Consider the following 22,518-nt stretch of genomic DNA (forward strand, 5'->3'; position numbering starts at 1 on the left):
CGGCCTACACAAGGGACGCACCGTGACCGCGCTCGCCAACATCCCCGAACAGCTCCTCCCGCTCGCCGTCCCCATCTCCGAGCTGACGCCCTACTACCGCAACCCCCGCACCGGCGACCTTCCGGCCATCGCCGAGTCCCTGACCGTGAACGGCCAGTACCGCGCCGTCGTCGTCAACAAGGGCACGCACACCGGCCGATCGAACGAGATCCTGGCGGGGAACCACACCGTCGCCGCCGCGCAGCAACTCGGCTGGGAGCAGATCGCCGCTACCTGGGTCGACGTCGACGACGAGGCTGCCGCGCGCATTGTCGTGGTCGACAACCGCACCAACGATCTTGCCGGTTACGACACCGCCCTGCTCGCCGAAGTCCTCTCCGAGATCCCCGACCTCGGGGGAACCGGCTACGACCGCGAGAGCGTAGACCGGCTCCTCGACGACACCTCCCTGCCCGAGACCCTGGAGCTCACCTCCGACGGAGCGGGCACCGGCGCGGCCGCGACCGTCGACTACCTCCAGTGGGGCTACCTCCAGTGGCAGTCCAAGCGGGTCCGCATCACCGCCGAGGAGGTCGAGGCCCTGGACGCCATCTACACGAAGTTCGTCGACGACACGAACAGCGACATGGGCTTCGGCTGGCACGTCCTGCAGCAGGCCCACCAGGAGGGCGAGTCCGCATGAGCAAGGTGCCCACCACGACGTTTCACGAGTCGTACCCGCTCGACCAGCTCCGCCCCGCCGACTACAACCCGCGGCGCCTCAGCGATACCGCGTTCATCCGGCTCCAGGCGTCCCTGCGTCGGCACGGCGTCGTCAAGCCCGTCATCCTCAACGCGGACGGGACCCTGGTCGCCGGCCACCAGAGAACCAAGGGGCTCAAGGCGATCGGTCTGACCCACACACCCGCGGTCATGCTCGGCAGCAAGGTCAGGTTGCAGGACGAGATCCAGTTCAACCTGCTCCACAACCGCGTCGAGACCGAAGCCAGCGTCGTCTACGCCGACCCCGGTGAACTCGGCGCCTGGTCCTGGATCCCGTGGCAGTCCATCCGCGTCGCCGAACGCAAGAACCTCTCCTTCGTCAACGCGATCGGGCACATGGCCGCCGGCCACGGCCCGTGGGGAAGCGTCGTCATCGACGACCAGGGCCGCATCGTCCTCAACGCCGAATACGCCGTCGTCGCGAGCATCAACCGCTTCGACCTCCTCGCCTGGACCGTCCCCTCCTCCGAGGCCGCCCAGCTGCACGCCGACCTCACCGGCGAGTACGGCGTCTACGACTGGACCGCCATCGAGGGCAAGGCACCCGTCTGGAACCAGCACATCGTCCAGCCCAAGCGGCTCCGGCAGTTCTCCTCCAAGGCCAAGGCCGGCAAGCTCGCCTACGGCTCGGAGACCTGGGACCAGCTCGTCACCCCCTGGCTCAAGCCCAGCCACCGCGTCGTGGACTTCGGCGCCGGGTACGGCGACTACGCCAAGCACCTGCGCGCCAAGGGCTTCAACATCCACGACTACGAGCCCTACCGCTGCCGGGACGGCTCGTACGCCGTCGATATCCGGGCCGTCGTCGGCATGCTCCGTGACATCGACACCGACATCCAGGCCAACGGCCTCTACGACGTCGTCGTCCTCGACTCCGTCATTAACGCCACCACGACTCTCGACTACCAGCACTGGGTACTGACCACCGTCAACGCCCTGTGCGCGGCCGACGGCGTCGTGTGCCTCGGCACCCGCAACCTCGCCCGCGAACTCCGCGACGAGCAGGCCAAGCGGGTCACCTCGCAGACCGCCACCACGAAGATGAGCTTCCTCGACGAGGACAACGTCGAGATGAACTTCGTCAAGGGCAAGTGGCAGAAGCTCCGCTTCCACACCCCCGACACCCTCGAACCGCTCCTTCGGCGCTACTTCGAAGACGTGAAGGTCACCGACCTAAGCGGCTCCAACATCAAAGCCACCTGCCGCCGCCCTATTCCCCTCCCGAAGGAGGAATACGAAAGGGCATTCGAGGAGGAATTCAACATGCCCTATCCGAATGGGTTCCGGCATGACAGGCACCTGGAATTGGTGGGAAATTTGATAAAATTGGTTAAAGAGAGGAATTGTTCTCTCGGGATTTGAGAATTTAGTGGGGAATTCATGTCGGAACGAATAAGGGTCGGGATCGAGTCACGCTCTCGGTACCACATCATGTGGCTCGCAGGGGTGCGCCACGTGGCGCTCGACCGGCACTGCTTGAAGACCTTCGGGCAGCCGGACCGCCCGCGGGTGGATCCGAAGCGCCGGCACCAGTTCGTCGAACTGCCGGCGGCCAACCAGCCGCTCGCCTGGTACCTGTGCGCGCTGCCCAACCCCTGGAGGTGGAGCGACAATGCCCACCTCGCCTTCGAGGCCGCCCCGGGCGAGAACTGGGAGGGCCCCGCCCTCGTGCCCGGCCTTCATGTCCAGCTGGAGAACGCTCGCCCCATCACCGGATGGGGCGAGCACGACATCCCCGCTACCGAACCCCGCCGAAACTCTCAGCGGTTCCGGACCTGCCGTAACTACCAGTTCGCCTGGTGGCTGCGTATGCAGCGCGACGCACCAGACGCGCCGCCGGAGTTCGTCCCGCCCAAGAAGCCCGGCGAAGGTGATCAGATGTCACTGATGTGACGCCGGCGCAGCGGAGTCCGCCTCGTCGCGCTGCTCTACGCCGATTGCCGATCCAGCAGCCCCAAGCTGCGTCGGGTCGGCGGTCGGTGCCGCAACATTCTCCCCTTCGGGTGCCGACTCACTGCCGCCCGACGCGCCTTTCGCGTTGCTGCCCCGAACGGCGCTGAGCAACCTACGCCACGCCTCGATCAAGGGAAGCAGCTGTCCCAGGATTCCCGTCAAAACGAAGATTGCGATCGAGGCCACGCCCGACCAAGCGAGAATCCAGAGAACTGCAGACGAGTCCACCGTTCGATCCCTTCTACTCAGGGCCGAACTGAATGCGGGCACGCCTACTCAGCTCGGCCACACTTTGTGGCTGAACTGAGTTCCGCACCAGCGATAGAAACTCAGGACTTTCTGGCTGGTTTCGAGCGTGTGATGGAGTGGCTGCCAACCGTGCACCGTGGCGGGCCGAGCAGGTCGCTGGATCCGCTCGCCTTGTCAGTACACCTGGGGAGGTAACGGGCGCCAGAACTACGGGCGGCCCGTTCCCAGACTTCCACACGACACGATAGTGATCCTCGGCGGCGCCGTCCGGAGAACATGAAAGTCCCAGGAACGGCTTCTCTCCGAGCGGTGCGATCATGGACTCGGGCGCGGGGGCGCACCCGAGCCGTGAAGGACCCCGACGTGGGACGCCCCGACAAGGCCGCGCGTGCGGCCATCGCGCGCCGCCGCTCGGACGCCATCGACCTCCGCCTCGCCGGCGTGGACTGGTTGACGATCGCCCGCAAGCTCGCCGCCGACCCCGCCGTCAACAGCGACGGCATCGCCTACCCGCAGGGGTACGGCATCGACCGGTACCGGAAGAAGCAGGACCCGCCGAGCGACGAGGCCCTGATCCATGCCGCCTGCCGCGACGTCCGCCAGGCCCTCGCCGACCGGCGGGCCGAGCTGAACGACGACGTCGACGAGCTCCGTGCCCTGGAGGCCGACCGTCTGGACCGGCTGTTCTTCGTTGCCTACAAGAAGGCCGTCCGCGACCAGGACCTCGCGGCCGTGGACCGCACGCTGCGGATCATGGAGCGCCGAGCCCGGCTCCTCGGCCTCGACATGCCGGTCCGAACCGAGGTCTCCGGCCCGGACGGTGGGCCGGTCCAGGTCGAGAACGCCACGGTCGACGAGCTGGAGAAGCTGATCGCGCTCACGGACCCGGACGTCGAGTGAGGCCCTGGGACAACGCGAGCATCGTCGCCCGCTACAGGACACTCCTGCCCGCGCAGCGCCGCTCCATCGTCCGTGCCGCGACCCCGGAACTGCGCGCCGAACTCATACGCGCCGAACGGCAGCTCGCTATGGACCGCTCCCCGGGCGCGCTCGCCGCCGTGCTCACCGGCGGGCAGGAGATGCAGGCCCGGCACCTCGACCTGATCGACCAGGCGTTCATCGACATGGCTGAGGGACGCTGCGACCGCGTCATGCTCACCATGCCCCCGCGGCACGGCAAGAGCCGCCGCGCCTCACGCTGGGCTCCCCTCTGGTACCTGCGGCGCAACCCCGGCCACCGCATGATGATCGCCAGCTACTCCGCCGACCTGGCCGACGACCACGGCCGATGGATCCGAGACGCCATCCACACCTGGGGCGACGACCTCGGCCTCCACCTCAAGCCCGGCAGCCAGGCCGCCAACCGCTTCGACATCGTCGGAGGCGAAGGCGGACTCCTCGCGGCCGGCCTCGTCGGCGGCCTGACCGGACGCGGCGCACACATCGCCATCGTGGACGACCCGGTCAAGGACATGGCGGACGCCGACTCCCCGACCATGCGCAGACGCGCCTGGGACTGGTGGACCTCCGTCATCCAGACCCGACTCGAACCCGCCGGCGCCATATGCCTGATCCAGACCCGCTGGCACGAAGACGACCTTGCCGGACGGATCCTCGCCACCGAACGCGACGCCTGGCGCGTCATCGACCTCCCCGCCCTCGCCGACAGCCCAGACGATCCCCTCGGCCGCGCGCCCGGCGAAGCCCTGTGGCCCGACCGCTTCGACGCCGGCCACCACGCCAAGACCCGCAAGCGCGTTGGCGAACGCGTATGGGGTGCCTTGTACATGCAGAAGCCGCGCCCGCCCGCGGGAGGCGTGTGGCAGCGCGAGTGGATCGACAACGCCCGCATCAACGCCGTGCAGTTCTCCGGCCTCGACATGGCGCGCATCATCGTCGCCGTCGACCCCGCCGGCGGAGAGAGCACCGTTGGAGACGAGACCGGCATCGTCGGAGTCGCCCGCGACTTCGACCGACAGCTGTACGTCCTTGCCGACCGGTCTGGCTCGATGGGCGCGAACGACTGGGGCCTGGCCGCCTGCCGCCTCGCCCTCGAACTTAAAGCGGACGCCATCGTGGTGGAGAAGAATTACGGCGGCGACATGGCGAAACAGGTGGTCACCCAAGCGTGGGAACAGCTACGCCGGGAAGGCGTCACGAAGGGCCTGCTCATGCCGATGATCCTGGAAGTCACAGCCAAGGTCGGCAAGCGCCTCCGCGCGGCCCCGGTCGCGCAGCTCTACGAACAGCAGCTCGTCCACCACGTAGGCGAGTACACCGAGCTGGAGGACCAGATGGTCACCTGGGTCGAAGGCATGGACAGCCCGGACCGCATGGACGCCGCCGTGCACGGCCTTACCGAACTGGCCGACCCCGACCAGCTCGACACCCTTCCACCCGGCTCAGGCGATGGCCGCTTCGACGGACGGAGGTAGCGTTCACGTGCTTGCGCGTTCAGGCTCATGCAGCTGTCAGCGAGGCCCAGAGATCGTGTCGTGAAGCCCGGCGGGCAGCTCGCGAAACTGGATGGCCAGTTTCGCCTCGCAGGAGCTGCGACGCGTTACCTGACCTGCCTGGCGCAGTAGCCCGGCGGGGTGCAAGTCGCTCGTGGATGGCCGCTCGCAGCGCGAAGTCACGCGACTCGAACCCGAGGCAGAGAGCTGCACGGTCACCTTCTCCAGGTCTGACCCCATGGCTCGGGCGTGTGCGAATCCGGAGAGGGCGGCTGGTCGATCACCGGCCTCCGGGCAGTGGGAGCAGTCTCGCGGCCGCACCACATGCCGCGCCGGGCACGACCGCACGGCTGGCGGCAGCATCTGACGCATCGTTGCCAGACCGCGGTCGCGTTGCGAAGCAACACTCCGGCTCCTGTCCACACGGCAGGGCCGTGACCGGCCGGAACGGTCTCGGGAGGGGCGGGTGCCGACGGTGCAACAGGCCGTCTGCGCCGCCCAGGTTGCCGATCAGGGACTGCAACACCTTCGCGTTCGTCCATTCTGGGTTCTCCGTTCGGCAATCGGCCGGGCGGGTGACAACACCTCCCGCCTGTCGCGGGGTTGGATGAATGGAGTGCGCGGTGGACCGTCCTCTGCTGTCGCTGAGATCGACGCTGGTGTTCCTCCTCGCCTTAATCGCCGGCGCGGCCGCAGGCGGGCTGACGGCGCTGGCCGGTGAGAGTCTGGCGCGCAGTCTGCTCGCGGGCCTGGCCGCGGCGGGGGTAGGGGTGCCGTTCTTCAACTGCCTCATCGCCGCCGAACCCGCGACCGCGCCCCCTTCCGCCATCCCGACGCTCACAGACGAGAGGCAGAGTCATGGGTGAGCTGCGGCCGTTGGGGGAGGATCTGAGCGATACGTCGAGGGCGTTGGCGGAGAGGCTGAGGGAGCTGTTCGAGGGGCTGCAGGTGTCGGTGCGGCGGTACGCGGCCCGGCGCGGGCTGGATCCGGGGACCGTCTCCCGGTACCTCAACGGGACCCGGCTGCCGCCGTGGCAGGTGATCAGCGATCTGTTCGCGGACGTTGCCGAGCACCGGGGGACCGCGGTCACCACGGAGGCTATCGAGTTTGTACGCGGCCTGTACGGCTGTGCTGTGGACGCGGGTTCCTCCCCCAAGCACGCGGTGGAGATCCTGGAACAGCAGCTAGCCGATGCCGATCGTGTCTCGCGCCGCTCCGGTGTTCGCGGGGACGTGTTGGGGGATGCCCTGCTTGACCGGACGGAGCGGATCGCCGATCTGGAGACGCGGCTGAACCAGCTGGAGGTCGACCGGGTTGCCGAGCGTAAACGGGCGGACGAGCTCGCTGCCGCGCACCCAGAGGTCTCCGGCTTGATCCAGGAACGCAACGAGCTCCAGCAAGAGGTCGAACGCCTCGGCGCGGCTCTGCGGGAAGCGCAGGCGCAACGCGCGGCAGCTGAGGGGCGGTGTGATCTCCTGGAGCGTCAGCTGGACGCGGTCGAGCTGACCACCGCGGCGGCGTTGCCAGCCAGTCCGCGGGGAATGCCGAAGGTCCTGGTCGTCGACGACCAGGTCGACAACCTCCTTGCGATGACTGCGGTGCTCTCCACCCTCGACCAAGAACTCGTTACCGTCTCCTCCGGTCGGGAAGCCCTCAAGGCGCTCCTCGATCACGACGACTTCGCCGTCATCATCATGGACGTGCAGATGCCCGACATGGACGGCTACGAGACCTGCGCACACATCAAACGCCGTCCCCGCACCCGCGACGTCCCCATCATTTTCCTGACCGCCATGGGCGTCGACTCTGAACACACCGCCCGCGGCTACTCCGCTGGCGCCGTCGACTACATAAGCAAGCCCTTCGACCCCTGGGCCCTGCGCGCTAAGGTCACCGTGTTTACCTCCCTGTACCTCGAACGCCACACCCTCTAACTGATCGTTTCAGAATGAGGTTCGCAGGCGGCGGAGGCATATGAGGCTGCAGGCCAGATCGAGGAGGCCCTGGTGGAGATCGGCGCGTCGTTCGTATCGGATACGGAGCCGTTTGAACTGGTGCAGCCAGGCGAAGGCACGCTCGACCACCCAGCGCACCTTGCCCAGTCCGGATCCGCGGGCGACGCCGCGTCGTGCGATCAACGGCTTGATTCCGCGTTTCCGCAGTAGGCGGCGGTACTTGTCGAAGTCGTAGCCCCGGTCCGCGTGTAGACGCCGGGGCTTGCGGCGGGGACGTCCCCGCCGACCCCGAATCGGCGGAACGGCGTCCAGCAGAGGCAGGAGCTGGGTGACGTCATGCCGGTTCCCACCGGTCAGCGTCACGGTGAGCGGGGTTCCGTAGCGGTCCACGATCAGGTGGTGCTTGGAGCCGGAACGGGCGCGGTCGACGGGCGAGGGACCGACGTGATCCCCCCTTTGATGGCCCGGACGTGCGACCCGTCCACGGAACAGTCGTCAAGGTCCAGCAGGGCGGCGCGCCGAAGCTCGGCCAGCAGGGCAGCGTGCAGGCGTGGCCAGACGCCGGCCTCGGTCCAGTCCCGCAGCCGACGCCAGGACGTCACTCCGGAGCAGCCCACGGTCTCTGCGGGGACATCGCGCCACGCAACACCGGTCCGCAGCACGTACATGACGCCGGCGAGTGCTGCCCGGTCGGGAACACGCAGCCGACCGGGGTAGCAGCGGCGCCGTTCGGGAGCGGGCGGCAGCAGCGGGGCCACCCGCTGCCACAGGTCGTCAGGAACAAGATCAGCACGCATTCCTGACACCCTGCCGACAAGATCACTGAGCACAAGACCCGCGACTCAACTCACTGAAGCGATCAGTAAGGAGGCACGGCCCGTGGCACCCACCGCTGTTCGCGCCGCCGCCACGAATGCTGCGATCGCCGGGTGGGTGCCGCCGCCCGCGCGGAAGGCGACCTTCGAGCGGCGGAAGAGGGGCAGCCGGGTCAGGACCACGTCCTCGGGGGCGTGTGCGGTGGCCATCTCCGGTACGAATCCGGCGCCTTGCCCGATGGCCGCTAGTGCCAGGACCGTACGAAAGTCGTTGACCTGATGGCGGATGCGCGGCTGGAATCCGGCTGCCTGACAGGCGCGCACGGCCATCGCGTGACCGGTCGTGCCGTCCCGGGCCGTGATCCATGGGGACATGGCCCACGGTCCGAGCAGCTCCGCCAGCGTTTCGCCGCGGGCGACGAGACCGGTGGCGGGCGCGCTACCGGTGGCCAGGTACATCGGCTCCTCCAACAGGGGCACCTGGTCGACCGTGGTGTCCGGTGACGCGGGCACGAAGTCGTAGTCGTGGACGAGGGCCACGTCGAGTTCGCCGGCGCGTAGGCCGTCGGAGACTCGCGCCGAGTCGATCTCCTGCACCATTGGTTCCAGCGCGGGATGCCGCTGGGCCAGTTCGGCCAGCGTGGCGGGCACGATCGCGGGGCCGCCAGAGGGAAACGTCCCGATCCGCAGCGGCCCGCCGATGCCCTCGCGTGCCCCGGCCAGCTCGGAGACGGCCAGTTCGAGGCGTTCGAGGACGGCATCGGCGTGGGTGACGAGGGTGCGGCCCGCGGGGGTGAGCACCACCCGTCTGCCGCTTCGTTCCAGCAGGGGTACGCCCGCCTCGCGCTCAAGCACGCTCAGCTGCTGGGAGACGGCCGAGGCGGTGAAGGTCAGCGCCTCGGCGACGGCCGCGATGGTGCCGCGTCGGTCCAGTTCGCGCAGCAGGTGGAGTCGTCGAACATCGAGCATAAGGTGAGCTTACGCATTAGCGAAGAAGCAGGAACTGGATCTACTGGGTTGGTGTCGGTCAGGCTGGGCGTATGAAGCCTGAAACGAATCTCACCGGCCTGTTTGTCCCTTTGGTGACTCCGTTCACCGACGACCTGCGCCTCGCCCCGGACGCGCTCGCCTGCCTCGCCGACGAGGCGCTGTCGGTCGGCGGCGCTCGGGGACTCGTCGCACTGGGCACCACTGCGGAGGCGGCCACGCTGACCACCGAGGAGAAGCGGGCGGTGGTCCGCATCTGCTCGGCCGCCTGCCGGGCACACGGAGCTCCGCTGATCGTCGGCGTCGGCACCAACGACACCGCCGCCGCCATCACGACACTGCGGGAACTTGCTGAGAGCGGTGACGTCGCCGCGGCGCTGGTTCCCGCGCCGCCCTACACCCGGCCCGGCGAGGCGGGAACGCTGGCGCACTTCACGACACTCGCCGAACACGGGGGCCTGCCGCTGATCGTCTACGACATCCCCTACCGCACCGGTCAGTCGCTCAGCACCGGCACTCTGAACGCGCTCCGGCACCTACCGGAGGTCGTCGGGGTCAAGTACGCGACCGGTGCGATCGACGCGGCCGCGATGGAACTGCTCGGCTCGTCGACACCGGGCTTCGCGGTGCTCGGCGGCGATGACGCCGTCATCTCGCCGCTGCTCGCGGCGGGCGCCCGCGGCGGCATCCTGGCGTCCGCCAATGTCCGCACCGCTGACTTCACCGAGCTGATCTCGCTGTGGCAGCGCGACGCCACCGGACCGGCCCGCAGGCTGGGAACGGAGCTGGCCCGGCTGTCCGCTGCACTCTTCACCGAGCCGAACCCGACCGTGATCAAGGGGGTGTTGCACGCCCAGGGCCGTATTCCCAGCCCGGCCGTCCGGCTGCCGCTGCTAGCCGCCTCCGCTGATTCGGTCCGACTAGCGGCGGCCCTGTCCGCCACCAGGACCCACCAAGCCCACCAAGGGACCGCGGCCTGAGACAGATTAGTGCTCCCCGGGGGAACCCCGTAGACCTTCGATGCAAGCCGATTGGGCCCGGCCCGCTCCCGTGCCACCACACTCCCCACATGGGCGAGCTGTTCAGGCGGCCAAGACGGCGGGTCAATCCACAACGTGGACCTGTCAGCGGCTGTGATGATGAGATTGCGACGATGCCCGAATGACTGTTGAGATCCGGAAGACCTACCTGCAGGCTGCCGAGCAGGCGGTGCACCTACTGGCCACAGAGCAGGTAGCCCGACGCTGGGAGACCGAATCCGTGCTCCCCGGGATGTCAGTGGGTGGGCTGGCCGGCCACCTCGCGCGTAGCGTCCTCCAGGTCGAGTGGTTCCTCGACGGTCAGGTAGTCGGCGCAGAACCGGTGTCACCGGTTCGGTACTACGCGCGGCTCGCAGATACGTCGTTGCCGGACTCTGCGCTGAACGTCGGAGTGCGTGCCCGCAGCGAGGAAACTGCCGCAGCCGGGTCCGCTGTCGTGGCTGAGCAGGCCCGGGCAGCGTGGATGCGGCTGACGCAGCGGCTGGGCATGGAGTCGGCCGATCGGCGGGTGGCTGTCCTTCACCGGCCGGGAGAGGAGATGCTGCTCGACGGATACCTGCAGACCCGTTGCGTCGAGCTAGCGGTTCACCTCGATGACCTCGCGCTCAGTGTCGACGCGCCATGCCGAGTGCCCGATGCTGCGCTCGCCATCGCGGTGGACGTGCTCGTTGCCGCCGCCCGGGACCGGCACGGCGACCAAGCCGTGCTGCATGCGCTCGCCAGGCGTGAGCGTGACGTCGACCAGGCCCTACGTGTGTTGTAGGTATAAGAACGACGCGCCGATCTCCACCAGGGGCTGCTCGAACTGGCCTCCAGTCTCATATGCTTCCGCCGCCTGCGAACCTTATTCTGAAACGATCAGTTAGTCGCCGGGCGGGAGCGGGAATCAACGCTTGCGCAGAAAGCCTCGCTTGGGGGGCTCGGGCTCGGGAGGCAGCATCTCCTTCACGTACTCCAGTTCCGCGACGCTGATGCGGAGGTGCCAGGTGGATACGGAGGGGGACTCTTCGGACTTGTCCCACCGGTAGGAGTGGGACACCTCCACCAGCCAGCTGGTGGGGGAGGCCCGGAACACGAGTCGGCCCGACCGCTCGGGCTCGAGCAGATCCCCCGAGTGGCCCCGGCTCATCTCTTCGGCGCGGGCAAGGGCCGCCTCCTGGTCGCCGTCGACGGCGACCTTGGCCTTCAGCTCCCATTCGCCGAACTGGATATGTTCCACGAGTACGTACCACTGCCCCATGCGGGCCACTCTAATGGGCGTGGAATCTGCCCGGCCGATCATGTTCGGAGCCAGATGACCAGGGCTGCTGCTGTTGCGGTTCCGAGGTAGACGTAGCCGCGCTTGTCGTAACGGGTGGCGACGGCTCGGGCGTTCTTGAGCCGGTTGATGGCCCGTCCGACGGTGTTGCGCTTCTTGTACCGCACTTCGTCGAAGCCGGGTGGCCGTCCGCCGCGTGAGCCTTTGCGTAGGCGGGCGGCCTGGCTGTCGGTCTTCTCAGGGATGGTGTGCCGAATGCCGCGTTGTCGCAGGTACTCGCGGCAGGGCCCGTTGCTGTACGCCTTGTCCGCGGCCAGGCTGGTTGGCTCCTTGCGGGGCCTGCCCGGTCCGATACGGGGGACGCGGATCTTCTCCAGCACCGGTTCGAACTGGGTGCAGTCCGCCCGCGCGCCGACACCTGGGCCACCGCCGCGACCGCCTCTGAGAGAGAGAAAACGGGTTGCCGCCGAACCCGTACCGGTGGCACGGGGCCTGGCTTCTCTGCTCTAGTCAAGGCGAGATGCTCGCGTGGTTCTTGGGAGTCAGTGGTGCCGGGCGAGTTTGACTGCGGAGCCGAGCAGGATGACAGCCAGCAGGGGGATGAGGACGAGGTCGGGGTAACGGTGGTCGGGCTGCCTGCAAGACAGCTACCACCGTCTGGCTTTGTTCACGTGCAGCGACAGCAGTCATGAGCCCGCTGGGAGACCCGGTAGTCGGCGGATGTAGCGTCCCGTATGTGGATATCGCTGACCTGACCCCTCTCGAATCCCGCATCCGGTATGCCTTTGCACGGGGCGAAGCGGTGGACGTGCGCCAGGAACACGGGGCCCCGGACTCTCCAGACGTCGCGGGGCCATCCGTACGTGCTGTGGTGCTGCGCGGACTGTTGCTCTCCGGCCCGGTCGAGGACGGCGAGATACCCGCGCTGCGCCTGCGCGGGGTGACGATCACCGGTCGGCTGGACCTGGCGTACGCCGAGATCCCTTATCTGATCCGGCTCGTGGCCTGCGACTTCGAGGAGACACCCGATCTGAGCGAAGCGCGCGTACGGCGGCTGGACTTGCGCGCGTCCAGGCTGCCCTCGCTCACCGCGACAGGCCTGCGCGTCGAGGGCGACCTCCTACTCGCCGACTGCCAGGTGTCCGGCCCGATCCGTCTGGGGTATGCCCGCGTCGAGGGCAACATCAGTGCCCCACGCTTGATGGCCCAAGGCGAGGTCGTGCTCGAGGCGGCCCAAGTGGCTTGCGCCCTCGACCTCGAGGATGCCCGGCTGCATAACCCGCAAGCCCTGGCTCTCAACGCGCCCAGCCTCAGCCTCGGCACCGTCCTCAACGCGGGTGGCCTCAGGGCCGCGGGCAAGGTCCGACTCACCGGTACCAGGGCAGGCGGCTGGATCTCCTTCATCGAGGCACGGCTTCACAATCCCGGAGGAGTCGCGCTGGGCCTGAGCAGCTGCGAGGCCCGCCAGCTCACCCTCCGGGACGCGGCGCCCATTGTGGGCGAGGTCAGACTGCACCACTCCACCTTCAAGGCGATCGAGGCCGATCCGAAGGTGTGGCCCGACGTGGTCCGGCTGGAGGGGCTGGTCTACGAGTCGCTCTCGCCCCGGCTGCCCGCAGCCTGGCGGCTTCCCCTGCTGGAGCGCGACCAGGACGGCTTCGTACCGCACAGCTACGAACGGCTCGCCCACACCTACCGTGGCACGGGAGAGGACGGCGAGGCGCGGACCGTGCTGCTCGCGGCACAGCGCAGACACCGCCGGACTCTGCTGTGGCCCGCGAGGCTGTGGGGACACATCCAGGACGTGACCGTCGGCTACGGCTTCCGGCCCGCCCGCGCGGTGACCTGGCTACTGGCGCTGCTCCTGGTCGGCGCCGTCACCTACGGCCTCCACGAGCCACCACGAGCCGAACCGGGCAAGGGGCCGCAATTCAACGCGCTCGCCTACGCTGCGGACCTGCTACTCCCGGTCGTCGACTTTGGCCAGGAGAAGGCTTTCGCGCCCACCGGCGCCCACCAGTGGCTCGCCTACCTTCTGGTCGTGGCGGGATGGGTCTTCGCCACGACCGTCGCGGCCGGCGTCACGCGTAGCCTCAAGCGTCAGTAGCCGGGGACTTCACAGAGGTCAGCCCGAGTACGACCGCCTGGGAGGCAGAGTCAAGCAGCGGTCGTGTCCAGCTCAACTGGAACGGGTTCAGGCGGCCGCGATCCGAGACGTCTCACAGCTCCGCCCTTTGCTGTCTCCCAAACTCGCGTACAAGTTGGTGAGCCTCAGGATCTCATTCGGGCCGGCGGGTGGTCGGGATACCGAGGGTGACGGGGGTCCGGCGTGTGAGGCGGGCGGCGTCGGCCTGCTTGGTGCGGACGAACGTCAGGGTCATGTCGATGCCTTCGATCTCGCCGAGCCACTGCTCTTCCTCGGCGCGTTTGCGGCGGAGGACCAGATCCTTCTCGATCTCTGTGAGCCGCGGCAGCATCTTCGGGTTGACCCGCAGCATGGGGCATCGGATGCAGGCGTGTTCATGGTGGCAGGGTGATCCGTAGGGGCGAGCGCAGTTGCCGAGTTCGACCTTGCGTTTGTCGAAGTGCTCTTCGAACTCCGCCCAGTCCTCCGGCGTCACGTCGACGTATTCGCCCTCGGGACGCACGGCTCGGCGGTGGTTCAGGAACTCCTGGTAGTGCTGGACGATGTCCTCGGCGAAGACCGCTAATGGTGGAGTCGGGTATTGGAACTGTCCGAATGCCCTCCCTCAGGCGACCCTGGCGCTGATCGTGGCGGCGTCAGTCATCAGCTGCGACGAGGAGAGTAAGCGTCGCTGCTTGGCGGTCGATGAGGACGAGTTCGCGGTAGTCGATGTGGATGGGGCCATAGTCGTGGAACGCATCCTCGGGAAGCTGCCCTAGCAAGTATCGGCTGGTCGCCTCGCGGATTGGGATGTAGATCTCCTGATGCAGGCATGAGGCGAGTGAATCTGGGATGTCTCCATGTTGGTTAGCCCATGAGTGGATGACGTCGATGGCCCTCACGGCGTCGACGGTCTCGTAGGTACCGGGGGCGATGCGGTCAAGCCACCACTGACCGTGCCGCGGCCAGTCTTGAACGCCGGCTCCGTCATACGTGTTCCGAAACTGAGGGTGGGCGATCAAGGCGGCCAGCACGTCTCGGTCGTCCAGCACCTCGGACGAGAGCTGGAAACGTGTGGCGTCGATCCAGCGGTAGCCATGGGAGCCCTCTCCGAGGTCGAAGTCTCGGAAGTTGATGAAGGGGCTATCCACGTGGACGAGGACGGGCACTGGTTCCATGATGATCATCGTAGGTCTCGGGGGTACTCATCCCATTGGCAATCTCTAGCCTGACGAGCGACGATTCCTGATCTCTCGGATGTCCAGTACCTGATTTTCCCTCGGCTGCACGGCTCAAGAGGTCGTGCGCCGGCTGACTTCGGCGGCGTAGGCGGCCCAGTCGCCGGCTGATGCCTTCTGCCATGGGACGGCGACTTGGATGTGGACGCCGAGTACCCGGGCGAGGATGGCGGCGGGTAGTTCGGCGGCGAGGGTGAACAGTGCGGTGGAGCGATCCTGCCGTGGCCGGATCCCGATCTTGTGGAGACGCTGGCCGATCCGGTCATCCCCGAGGGGGTGTCCTGGGCGGCCGCCGGGAAACAGCCAGGGGTCGTCCTCGGGGGTTCCGATCTTGGCTTTGCCTCGGCGAGTCACGACGAGCTCGCGGACGCACCGTCAGGGCTTGTGGGCTGACCGGGACCGCCTCGCGGTCGCCCCCGCCGTTGGTGATCACCCAGATCAACTGTTTGGTCCAGTCGATGTCTCCCGGTGTGACCTGCAGGAGTTCGCTGGCCCGCGATCCGCTGGAGACGTAGAGCAGGACGGCTGCCCGGCCCCGATCGCAGGTGAGCGGACCGCGGTTGTAGTGCCGGTGGTAGGCGTAGAAGCCGCTGACCACGGTCAGGCAGTGATTGGTCGTCGATGGGGCGTAGCCAGCCCTGAGGTAGGGCTTGCCAGTGCGAGGGTTGACCGAGCCCGGCTGCGGCGCGTTCGGGGTGCTCCGGCGGCGCTGCGGATTCGGCGCGGCCGGAGCCAACCGGCCAGCGCAGAGGCCTCCGCCTCGGAGCTGGAGAAGCGGAGCGGCGAGGGAGAGGTCACCTTTTGAGTGGCCCTGCTGGACCTCCCGGTCACCGCGATGTCGAAGACTGCACCACGAATGATTGCCGTACGGCACCAGGCCGTCGACCTGCTTCGGGTGGGTGGCACGCCGAGCCTGCTCTGGGCGCTCCCCGGCTCGCAAAACCGGCATGGGTTGGCTGGAGCCGTACCTCGGGACGGTTGCCTGCGTCCTTCAAATGCGGAACGATCCCCGTCCACACTCACGCAATGGGGGCTCAATGCCGTGGGAAGACGGGAAGACCCGGTTTGTCGGTGGGGGCACGGTCACGCTCGCTGATGGGCGTGAAGTACCGGTTGTCGCCGCCTTGGTGCTCAAGGCCGACCCCAGCGTCGTGCCGGGCTTCACCTACGACCAGCACACCAGCTGGGTCGGAAGCATCCATACAGACACCGACGACGACCTCTGGGACGCCGCGCCAGGCCGACTGACTCTGCCAGATGGTCGGACAGGAACGTTCATGGCGACCAGCGGTTCACCCGACCTTGTCGGTGTCTCCGGACTGGGCCCAGCCCCCTTCGGTCCGGTGTACGACAGTGGACCTGAATGGGAGCCACCCGAGCTCGCCCTCGATGACGCCTCTCCCCCCGCTGGATTCGGGCCGGATGCCGCGCAACACGCTGCCGAGGAGCAGGAACGCGCCCAGCGGCGGGGTATGACGGCGGACGAACTCCAGGCTCGCTACCGCGTCAGATGGATCCCGAACTAGCCTCCCGAGCTCGTTGTCTCCAGCCCGGGGCCGTGGACAATCCGGCGAAACAGCGATGTGGCCGCACCGGGGCCGCCAGGATGGCTTCATGCGCGAAGAAGGTGCGGGACCGGTCGGGTGGCCGGTGGTGGTGAGGGTTCCGGTGGAGCCGGTAGAGGCCCTGGTGGAGGCCGATGCCCGTGAAGCGGCAGTACGCAACAGCGCCCTGGCGGTACGTGGCCCGCTGTTCGGGGTCGTCTCGCAGGGCCAGGACGACGGCCAGCGGTGGCGGGTGGTCGTCGAGGTCACCCACGGCTGTCCTCAGCAGGCTCGCGACGCGCTGAACTCGCTGCTCTGGTTCCGGGCGAAGGACGAGGCGAAGAACCTGGCGGAACGGCGTGCGCTGCTGGCGGCGGTCGCCCGGCTGGAGACGGAGTGCGTCGACGAGCTCACCGTGCTCAGCACCCGCTACCGCGTGGCGCGGGCCGAAGAGTACGCGGCCCTCGACGAGCACGGCGGCATCGAGACGCCCCGGCCCACCGATCCCGAACCCCTCACCCCCGGCTGGAGCCCCGGTGCCGGCGCCCGCAGTCCGCGGGTCGACGACGGCCTCGTCCTGGACCCGAACGCACCCCTTTCCCCACTCCAGGCAGCGGAGCGGCTGTCGTTGCGTTCCCTGGCCTACACCGGCACCAGGTTCCCCGACGCGGTATTGCACGACGCCGCGCAGGCTGTAGAGACCCACCCCGACGTCCTGCTCATGCCAGCGGCGTTCCTCATTGTCGAGCGGTCCGGCAGCGAGCCCTGGACACCGGGGAGCGGCCTGCAGGCCACCGCCCACGACGCACGCCGAACACTCGCCTTCGCCCTGGCCTGGATGGAACCGCGCACGCGCGGCCTGATCCCCTACGACGCCGAGACAGACGTCGACGCGCACACCGTCGTCACCGAGAACACCCACCCAGCCGTCGCGGAGCTGGCGGTGTTCGCCGACGCCGCGGACCGGCTCCGATCCGGTCGGCTCCACGAGGTCGAGGTCCACGGCACCGTCTCCCGGATCGGCCGCGCCCGCCGCCTGCTGCGCTGGGGCCCAGACGGGCCGGAAGGCCCCCGCCCCTCCGACATCAACACCCACGCCCCCAGCGCCCTGCATCCGCCCATGAACGAGCACGGCACCGTCCACTTCGAAGAGCCTGCGGAGGGCGAAGCCGCCCCCTGATCACCTGGGCGGGAGCGGAGCGTTTCTCCGGTGAACCTCTTCACCCGCGCGGCTGAGCCGAGGGCGAAACCACTGGTCACCGCTGCGTGTTGCCGGTAGTCAACGTTCGTGATCAAGAACATGCTTCGCGGCGCTGCCGCGCTTTCTCTTCTCCTGACCCCGCTGGCCCTGCCCATGGCCGCCGCCGCGGCACCAGCCGCTCCGGCGGCCGCCGAGGTCCTGACAGTGGCCGACGCGGTCGAACAGATCCCGATCGCACTCGAGGACCGCACTAACTACGAGCGGGAATCGCAGTTCAAGCACTGGAACAAGGGCCTGGACCCGGCTGACGGCTGCCACACCCGCAACGAAGTCCTCCTCGCCGAAGCGGTCGAGTCCCCCACGGTCTCTGCCAACTGCAAGCTCACCGGAGGCAAGTGGCTCTCCTACTACGACGGCCAGGAAGTGACCGAGCCGGGGAAGCTGGACATCGACCACATGGTGCCCCTGGCTGAGGCATGGGACTCCGGCGCCAGCGCCTGGACCGGGGCCCGGCGTGAGGCATACGCGAACGACCAGGGCGCGGCCGCGAGCCTTGTCGCTGTCACCGGGCGGTCGAACCGGTCGAAGAGCGACAGGGATCCGCAGGACTGGATGCCGCCACTGCCTGACGTCCACTGTCGGTACATCTCCGAGTGGGTCGCTACCAAGCTCCGCTGGGGCCTCACGGCCGATCAGGGTGAGGCTGACGCGCTGAAGGTGTATGCCGAGACCTGTGAGACCACCGTCGTCCACTACACCCCCGCGCCGTAACGCCGAGCCAGGAACGCACTGTGTCCCGTCCCTCAGGACGGGGCACAGTGCGTTCCAACGACCAGTCGGCTCCCTCGCATCCCACGATCGCCGTACTGGGCGCAGGCCACCCGTCCTTCGCCTTGTGGCAGCTGTCCATGCTCAGGCCGACGACCCCTACGAGCTCCTCTCCGAGCGGCAGGGACGGTCTTTGGTTTCCGCGAGCAACAGGGACCCCAGTGATTGGTATCCCTATTTCCTCAACTCTGGCCGTCGCCGAGTCCTTCCTGTGTCAAATGACTATGAACGGGTCGAGACGCCGGCCGAGGAAGCTGATGGCCTCTTTCAAGGCGACAGCCACGGCTGGCTTACGGCCGAGGCTGTCGCGGAGGGTGGCATTCTATTGCGCCATGGACCGCGCGTAGGCGTCTAGGTCCTCCAGTAGACCGTCCTCATGCTCGGGAGTCCGGGTGATCGAGCCGCCGCCTCTTTCGAGCATCACGACCGAAGTCAGCACGAGACCACGCAGGAGACCGTGCAAGATGAAATGATTGGTGGAGCAGTATCGGTCGTAGAGTGCTTGAGTGAACTGCTGGAACACGGAGAGGTTTACGTCGCTCCCTCCGAGTCGTTCGTTGTCCGTCAAGCCCGTGGGAACGCCGTTCAGCTCACCGGCTTCCCGGGCTAGGGCCACGTAGGCCCTGCCCACCCCGAGCGCGGGATCCCAGAGGGTCTTCTTGTCGGCTGCTTGAAACGGGTAACTCATTAGAACCACCTGGTCTGGATGTGCACGTCCGGATACTGCTCCCGGAGCTTCTGGAACCGGGCCTCCACTGCGGCCATGAACCGGGGGTCCTGGTTCGGCCGGGTGAACCGGAAGCCAATCGAGGCGTCTTGGTAAAACTCGGGAAGTTGTCTACGAGCCTTCAGGTACTTGCTGAATTTGTCGAAGATGTGCTCCTCATACCAATCATCGTCAGACCAGTCCCAGTAGCCGAGAACGTGCTTATCCTCCCACAGTGTGTGACCCTCGATGAAGTCGATGTCTGTGATGATATTTCCAGTCTCAGGGTCCTTGACAATGTGCTCCTTCTTGAGATCGAGGCAGCCCTTGGTGGAGCCTGAAGCAGTCGTCGCAACTATCCTGGTGGTCGCACCGGATGGCGCCATGCTGCTGGCCGAGCCGAGGATCTTACAGCCACGTCGCAGCAGCTGGAGTTGGTCCAGCGTCCTGTCGAGTATCTTCAGCTTGCTGCCGACAAGTGCATCTGCTCCGAGTTCCCAGCAGTTTTCGAAATCCTTGTTCTCAAGGCAGTTCTCAAGATTGCCCATGCCGGTGAGCTCGAGCGCAAATTCCCCTCCCTGGGCGAGGGCATCGCCAGCCTCGTCTGCGTAGGAGAGGAGTTCGCAGGATACCCAGTTGTGCTGGCACCACCGGGCGAATTCTTGGGGGTCGCAGGGGACAATGGCCTGGCCGCAGCGGTATTGCTGGCGTGCGATGTAGCCGGGGTCCTGCATGGCCTTCTGCTTGGCCTCGATGGCGGCCTTGCGTCGGGCTTCTTCTTCTTCCCGGTACTTCGTGACCGAGATCTTGAATGCGTCGGTCGCCGCCTGCAGTGCGGCTCCGGCGTCCTCGCCGGCGGCGATGGAGGACTGGCGCGCCTGTTCGGCAGCGGTCCACGCGATGGATGCGGATGCCTGTGCCATCTCGGAGGAGAGGGTGGCGTCTGTCGCGGACAGGGCTGCGTTCTTCGCCGAGACGTTGGCTTCGTTCGCTGCCTCGCGCGCTGTTGCGGCGGAGGCAGCGGCGCTGGTGGCTGATGCTTCGGCGTCCGTGGCGTACTGATCCGCCTCTACCGCGTGGGCCGCGGCATCCGTGGCGGCCTCCTGGGCCTTCAGCGCCCAGTTGTTGGCCTCTGTGGATGCCTTGCGTGCTTCTGCGGCGACCTTTTGTGCCAGTGCGGCGCTCTTGTGAGCTTCGGCCGCGATCTTGGCTGCGTCGGCGATCAGTTTCCGGACCTGAGCGACGTGGGTAGCGGTGAGGTGGTCCTTGCGCGACGCCGTGTACTGGCCGGACGCGATAAAGGCGTGCAGAGTTTGAGGGGAGCCTTCGAAAGCGACCCGTGCCGCGGACTTTACCTCGGGAGTTCCAGCGGATACCAGCTGCATGGCCCGTACACGCTCGTCCTGAGTGCGGGCGGTGAACTGGGCCTTGGTCAGGAATTCGCTGTACTTCTTCGGGTCGCCGCTGCTGAAAGCTGTCCTGCCAGTGTCGGCGAGGACGGGGCCGGCCTCCGAGATGATCTGCGTGATGGCGACGCGCATGGGCTGGGTCGCCACCTGGTACTGGCCGTCGTTGACGAAGGCGGTGACGGCGGCAGCGTCGCCGTCTAGCGCGGCCTCGGCACCAGCACGAATCTCCGGGGATTCGCTTTCCTCAGCGAGGCGCTCGACGTAGGAGCGGTCGTCTTGCTCCTTGGCAGTCTTCCAGCCGTTCTTCAGGTAGTCGACGACCACCTCGTCGGGGCCAGCCAGGGCGGCCTCGGCCGCGGCGCGGCCCCAGGCCGTTCCGGCCTGCATGACCCGCATGGCCAGCTTGCGGCCGTCGGTGGCGACGGCCGCAAGGTCGGCTCCGGGTTCAGCGATCTTCGCCACGAGACGGTCACGCTCGGCCTCGCGATCCTTGATCGCCTGCTCGACCTCTGCTGTCTTGGCAGTGCTGGCGACGTGGGCCGCCTGCTGGTCGCGCGCGAGTTCGATCCCGGCGTTGCCGCGTCCCAGCAGCTCCTCGGCTTCGACCTTCCGGGCGAGCTCGAAGATCTTCTGGGCCTGGGCCACTGCTGCGGTCGCGGTGTTGGCCGCTGTGGTCGCGGCGTTGGCGTGGGCCGTGGACTTGGCGGCCGCGACGGCGGCATCGCCCGCATGGTCGGCGGCGTCCTCGGCTGCGGCTGCGGCGTTGTTCGCGTGGGCGGCTGCCGAGCGGGCCGCGTCCCGGGCTTGGCCTGCAGCGGCGGCGGCATCGCGGGACAGCTCCTCGGCGGCGGCGGCGGCACGATTGGCCTCATTGGCGTGTCGCTTGGTCGCGGCGGCGGCGGCACGTGCCTCGGCGGCTGCGGCGCTGGAACTTCCGGCGTAGTTGCTCGCCTCGACCGCTGCGTTTGCGGCGAGATTGGCGTTGGCACCGGCACTGGCGGCGGACGCCGCAGCGTCGCCGGCGGCGGTCGCGGCCCTGGAGGCCTGGTCCGCGGCATCAGCGGCGAGGTTGGCGTCCTTGGCAATGTTCCGCGCGTTCTCGGCAGCCGTGCGGGCGGCGGCGGCGTTGCTCGCGTCCACAGCGGCGTCAGCGGCTGCGGCCTGGGCGCGTGCAGCCGCCTGCGACGCAGCGGCAGCAGCAGCGGCAGCCTGTGAGGCGGCGTTCGCGGCGATGCGTGCCGAGTTGTTCGCCGCGTTGGCAGCGTTTATCGCCTTCTGCGCGGCCGTGGCAGCCTGCGAAGCGGCGGTCGCCGCCTTCTTGGCAGCGTCGGCTGCCTTACCAGTCTGGCCTTGGGCTCTCTTAGCCTCAGCCTCTGCAGCCAGAGCGTCCTTCTTGGCAGCCTCGGCCAGTTTGATAGCGTCCTGTGACCGCGCCTTCGCGGCCTCGGTCTCCCTCGCGGCCTGTCTGCCTGCTTCCTTCGCCTGAACCGCGAGTTGGGCGACGGTGGCGTGCTCTGCGTCCTTGTTGCGGGCGACGAACTGCCCCGTCTCCAGAAACTCCCGGCGGTCAGTGGGCGTGCCGTTCAACGCGAGACGGCCTGCGGCCCTCACATTGGTGCCGCCCACGCTGACAACCTGGACGACCTGCACGCGGTCATCCTGTTCCCGCGCGAAATGCTGCCCCTTGCGGAGGAACGCGCTGACGTCCTCGGACGTGCCGTTGAGCGCGGCTCGGCCAGCCTCCTGGACAACGGGCCGGCCAGTGCTGGCGATCCGCGCAACCTCAATGCGCTGGTCCTGTCGCATCGGAGCTTCCCAGCCATCGTCCAGGAAGTCCTCAACCGCAGCAGGGTCATCCATTGCGGCGCGGGCGGCCGTGATCAGCTCCGTACCGCCTACGCTCGCGAGCTGGATTGTGCTGAGCCTTCTGTCCTCAGCAGCGATGCCCTCTGCGGCGGCCAGAAAGGCCTGTACCTCAGCAGGAGGCACAGAGG

Annotated in this window: 20 protein-coding genes and 1 pseudogene; 13 read left to right on the forward strand and 8 right to left on the reverse strand. The window is 67.8% G+C overall.

The window, feature by feature from the left end:
- Positions 1–22 precede the first annotated feature (22 nt).
- From E0F75_RS30640 to E0F75_RS30670, 7 genes are all read left to right on the forward strand, one after another.
- Positions 23–682 carry a ParB N-terminal domain-containing protein gene (locus E0F75_RS30640; RefSeq protein ID WP_229314203.1) on the forward strand — a complete coding sequence of 220 codons (660 nt, stop codon included), beginning with the start codon at positions 23–25 and terminating at the stop codon, positions 680–682.
- On the forward strand, positions 679–2,124 hold the full coding sequence (locus E0F75_RS30645; RefSeq protein WP_229314204.1) for a methyltransferase domain-containing protein: 1,446 nt from the start codon (positions 679–681) through the stop codon (positions 2,122–2,124). The genes E0F75_RS30640 and E0F75_RS30645 overlap by 4 nt, the downstream gene beginning before the upstream one ends.
- Before the next feature lie 93 nt (positions 2,125–2,217).
- The gene (locus E0F75_RS30650) at positions 2,218–2,655 is read left to right on the forward strand and encodes a hypothetical protein (RefSeq protein WP_229314205.1); all 438 of its coding nucleotides are present in this window, start codon (positions 2,218–2,220) and stop codon (positions 2,653–2,655) included.
- Positions 2,656–3,327: 672 nt separating this feature from the next.
- Entirely contained in the window at positions 3,328–3,864 is a 537-nt protein-coding gene (locus tag E0F75_RS30655) for a hypothetical protein (RefSeq protein ID WP_229314206.1), read from the forward strand.
- Entirely contained in the window at positions 3,861–5,399 is a 1,539-nt protein-coding gene (locus E0F75_RS30660; protein WP_229314207.1) for a terminase large subunit domain-containing protein, read from the forward strand. Before E0F75_RS30655 ends, E0F75_RS30660 begins: the two co-directional genes overlap by 4 nt.
- Before the next feature lie 641 nt (positions 5,400–6,040).
- Entirely contained in the window at positions 6,041–6,283 is a 243-nt protein-coding gene (locus E0F75_RS30665; protein WP_229314208.1) for a hypothetical protein, read from the forward strand.
- The gene (locus E0F75_RS30670) at positions 6,276–7,352 is read left to right on the forward strand and encodes a response regulator (protein ID WP_229314209.1); all 1,077 of its coding nucleotides are present in this window, start codon (positions 6,276–6,278) and stop codon (positions 7,350–7,352) included. The genes E0F75_RS30665 and E0F75_RS30670 overlap by 8 nt, the downstream gene beginning before the upstream one ends.
- A 9-nt stretch (positions 7,353–7,361) precedes the next feature.
- Here the strand turns inward: E0F75_RS30670 and E0F75_RS30675 are convergent.
- Positions 7,362–8,170 (reverse strand): IS5 family transposase gene (locus E0F75_RS30675; RefSeq protein ID WP_229314210.1). Its coding sequence is split into 2 segments (ribosomal slippage): positions 7,362–7,831 and positions 7,831–8,170, totalling 810 coding nucleotides; the frame shifts between segments, so codons are not numbered across the junction.
- A gap of 45 nt (positions 8,171–8,215) precedes the next feature.
- Positions 8,216–9,157, reverse strand: coding sequence for a LysR family transcriptional regulator (locus tag E0F75_RS30680; RefSeq protein WP_229314211.1), 942 nt, complete (start codon positions 9,155–9,157; stop codon positions 8,216–8,218).
- A gap of 71 nt (positions 9,158–9,228) precedes the next feature.
- Between E0F75_RS30680 and E0F75_RS30685 the strand changes: the two genes are divergently transcribed.
- Both E0F75_RS30685 and E0F75_RS30690 read left to right on the forward strand, forming a co-directional pair.
- On the forward strand, positions 9,229–10,155 hold the full coding sequence (locus E0F75_RS30685; RefSeq protein ID WP_229314212.1) for a dihydrodipicolinate synthase family protein: 927 nt from the start codon (positions 9,229–9,231) through the stop codon (positions 10,153–10,155).
- Between the two features lie 181 nt (positions 10,156–10,336).
- Positions 10,337–10,978, forward strand: coding sequence for a maleylpyruvate isomerase N-terminal domain-containing protein (locus tag E0F75_RS30690; protein WP_229314213.1), 642 nt, complete (start codon positions 10,337–10,339; stop codon positions 10,976–10,978).
- Between the two features lie 123 nt (positions 10,979–11,101).
- Here the strand turns inward: E0F75_RS30690 and E0F75_RS30695 are convergent, their stop codons facing one another.
- Positions 11,102–11,455, reverse strand: coding sequence for a hypothetical protein (locus tag E0F75_RS30695; protein ID WP_229314214.1), 354 nt, complete (start codon positions 11,453–11,455; stop codon positions 11,102–11,104).
- A gap of 38 nt (positions 11,456–11,493) precedes the next feature.
- A pseudogene (locus tag E0F75_RS30700) lies at positions 11,494–11,868 on the reverse strand (IS5/IS1182 family transposase); the annotation flags it as partial.
- A gap of 341 nt (positions 11,869–12,209) precedes the next feature.
- Here E0F75_RS30700 and E0F75_RS30705 point away from each other — a divergent pair.
- Positions 12,210–13,580, forward strand: a complete 1,371-nt coding sequence (locus E0F75_RS30705; protein ID WP_229314215.1) for a membrane-associated oxidoreductase — start codon at positions 12,210–12,212, stop codon at positions 13,578–13,580.
- A 172-nt stretch (positions 13,581–13,752) separates the two neighbouring features.
- Here E0F75_RS30705 and E0F75_RS30710 read toward each other — a convergent pair whose 3' ends face one another.
- Both E0F75_RS30710 and E0F75_RS30715 read right to left on the reverse strand, forming a co-directional pair.
- Positions 13,753–14,121, reverse strand: coding sequence for a hypothetical protein (locus tag E0F75_RS30710; RefSeq protein WP_229314216.1), 369 nt, complete (start codon positions 14,119–14,121; stop codon positions 13,753–13,755).
- 133 nt (positions 14,122–14,254) lie between these two features.
- Positions 14,255–14,776, reverse strand: coding sequence for a hypothetical protein (locus E0F75_RS30715; RefSeq protein WP_229314217.1), 522 nt, complete (start codon positions 14,774–14,776; stop codon positions 14,255–14,257).
- A 1,097-nt stretch (positions 14,777–15,873) separates the two neighbouring features.
- On the opposite strand from E0F75_RS30715, the gene E0F75_RS30720 reads away from it, so the two are divergent.
- The 3 genes from E0F75_RS30720 (at position 15,874) to E0F75_RS30730 (ending at position 18,352) form a co-directional block, all read left to right on the forward strand.
- A complete protein-coding gene (locus E0F75_RS30720; protein WP_229314218.1) occupies positions 15,874–16,362 on the forward strand; it encodes a hypothetical protein in 489 nt (162 codons plus the stop codon).
- An 88-nt stretch (positions 16,363–16,450) separates the two neighbouring features.
- Positions 16,451–17,560, forward strand: a complete 1,110-nt coding sequence (locus E0F75_RS30725) for a DUF5954 family protein (RefSeq protein ID WP_229314219.1) — start codon at positions 16,451–16,453, stop codon at positions 17,558–17,560.
- A gap of 108 nt (positions 17,561–17,668) precedes the next feature.
- Positions 17,669–18,352 (forward strand): HNH endonuclease family protein, encoded by a 684-nt coding sequence (locus E0F75_RS30730; protein WP_229314220.1) that lies wholly within the window; start codon positions 17,669–17,671, stop codon positions 18,350–18,352.
- 379 nt (positions 18,353–18,731) lie between these two features.
- Here the strand turns inward: E0F75_RS30730 and E0F75_RS30735 are convergent, their stop codons facing one another.
- The gene (locus tag E0F75_RS30735) at positions 18,732–19,097 is read right to left on the reverse strand and encodes a DUF6086 family protein (RefSeq protein WP_229314221.1); all 366 of its coding nucleotides are present in this window, start codon (positions 19,095–19,097) and stop codon (positions 18,732–18,734) included.
- Positions 19,097–22,513: an ALF repeat-containing protein gene (locus E0F75_RS30740; protein ID WP_229314222.1), complete on the reverse strand. Its 3,417-nt coding sequence runs from the start codon at positions 22,511–22,513 to the stop codon at positions 19,097–19,099. Before E0F75_RS30740 ends, E0F75_RS30735 begins: the two co-directional genes overlap by 1 nt.
- Positions 22,514–22,518: the final 5 nt, after the last annotated feature.

The organism is Streptomyces sp. CB02980 (assembly GCF_014451325.2).
Taxonomy (GTDB): Bacteria; Actinomycetota; Actinomycetes; order Streptomycetales; family Streptomycetaceae; genus Streptomyces.

Bases quoted from the DNA above. Each gene is read 5' to 3' on its own strand.
- E0F75_RS30695 (WP_229314214.1), bottom strand. From the start codon at position 11,455: ATGGGGCAGTGGTACGTACTCGTGGAACATATCCAGTTCGGCGAATGG.
- E0F75_RS30715 (WP_229314217.1), bottom strand. From the start codon at position 14,776: ATGGAACCAGTGCCCGTCCTCGTCCACGTGGATAGCCCCTTCATCAAC.
- E0F75_RS30735 (WP_229314221.1), bottom strand. From the start codon at position 19,097: ATGAGTTACCCGTTTCAAGCAGCCGACAAGAAGACCCTCTGGGATCCC.
- E0F75_RS30725 (WP_229314219.1), top strand. From the start codon at position 16,451: ATGCGCGAAGAAGGTGCGGGACCGGTCGGGTGGCCGGTGGTGGTGAGG.
- E0F75_RS30720 (WP_229314218.1), top strand. From the start codon at position 15,874: ATGCCGTGGGAAGACGGGAAGACCCGGTTTGTCGGTGGGGGCACGGTC.
- E0F75_RS30670 (WP_229314209.1), top strand. From the start codon at position 6,276: ATGGGTGAGCTGCGGCCGTTGGGGGAGGATCTGAGCGATACGTCGAGG.
- E0F75_RS30645 (WP_229314204.1), top strand. From the start codon at position 679: ATGAGCAAGGTGCCCACCACGACGTTTCACGAGTCGTACCCGCTCGAC.
- E0F75_RS30680 (WP_229314211.1), bottom strand. From the start codon at position 9,157: ATGCTCGATGTTCGACGACTCCACCTGCTGCGCGAACTGGACCGACGC.
- E0F75_RS30685 (WP_229314212.1), top strand. From the start codon at position 9,229: ATGAAGCCTGAAACGAATCTCACCGGCCTGTTTGTCCCTTTGGTGACT.
- E0F75_RS30690 (WP_229314213.1), top strand. From the start codon at position 10,337: ATGACTGTTGAGATCCGGAAGACCTACCTGCAGGCTGCCGAGCAGGCG.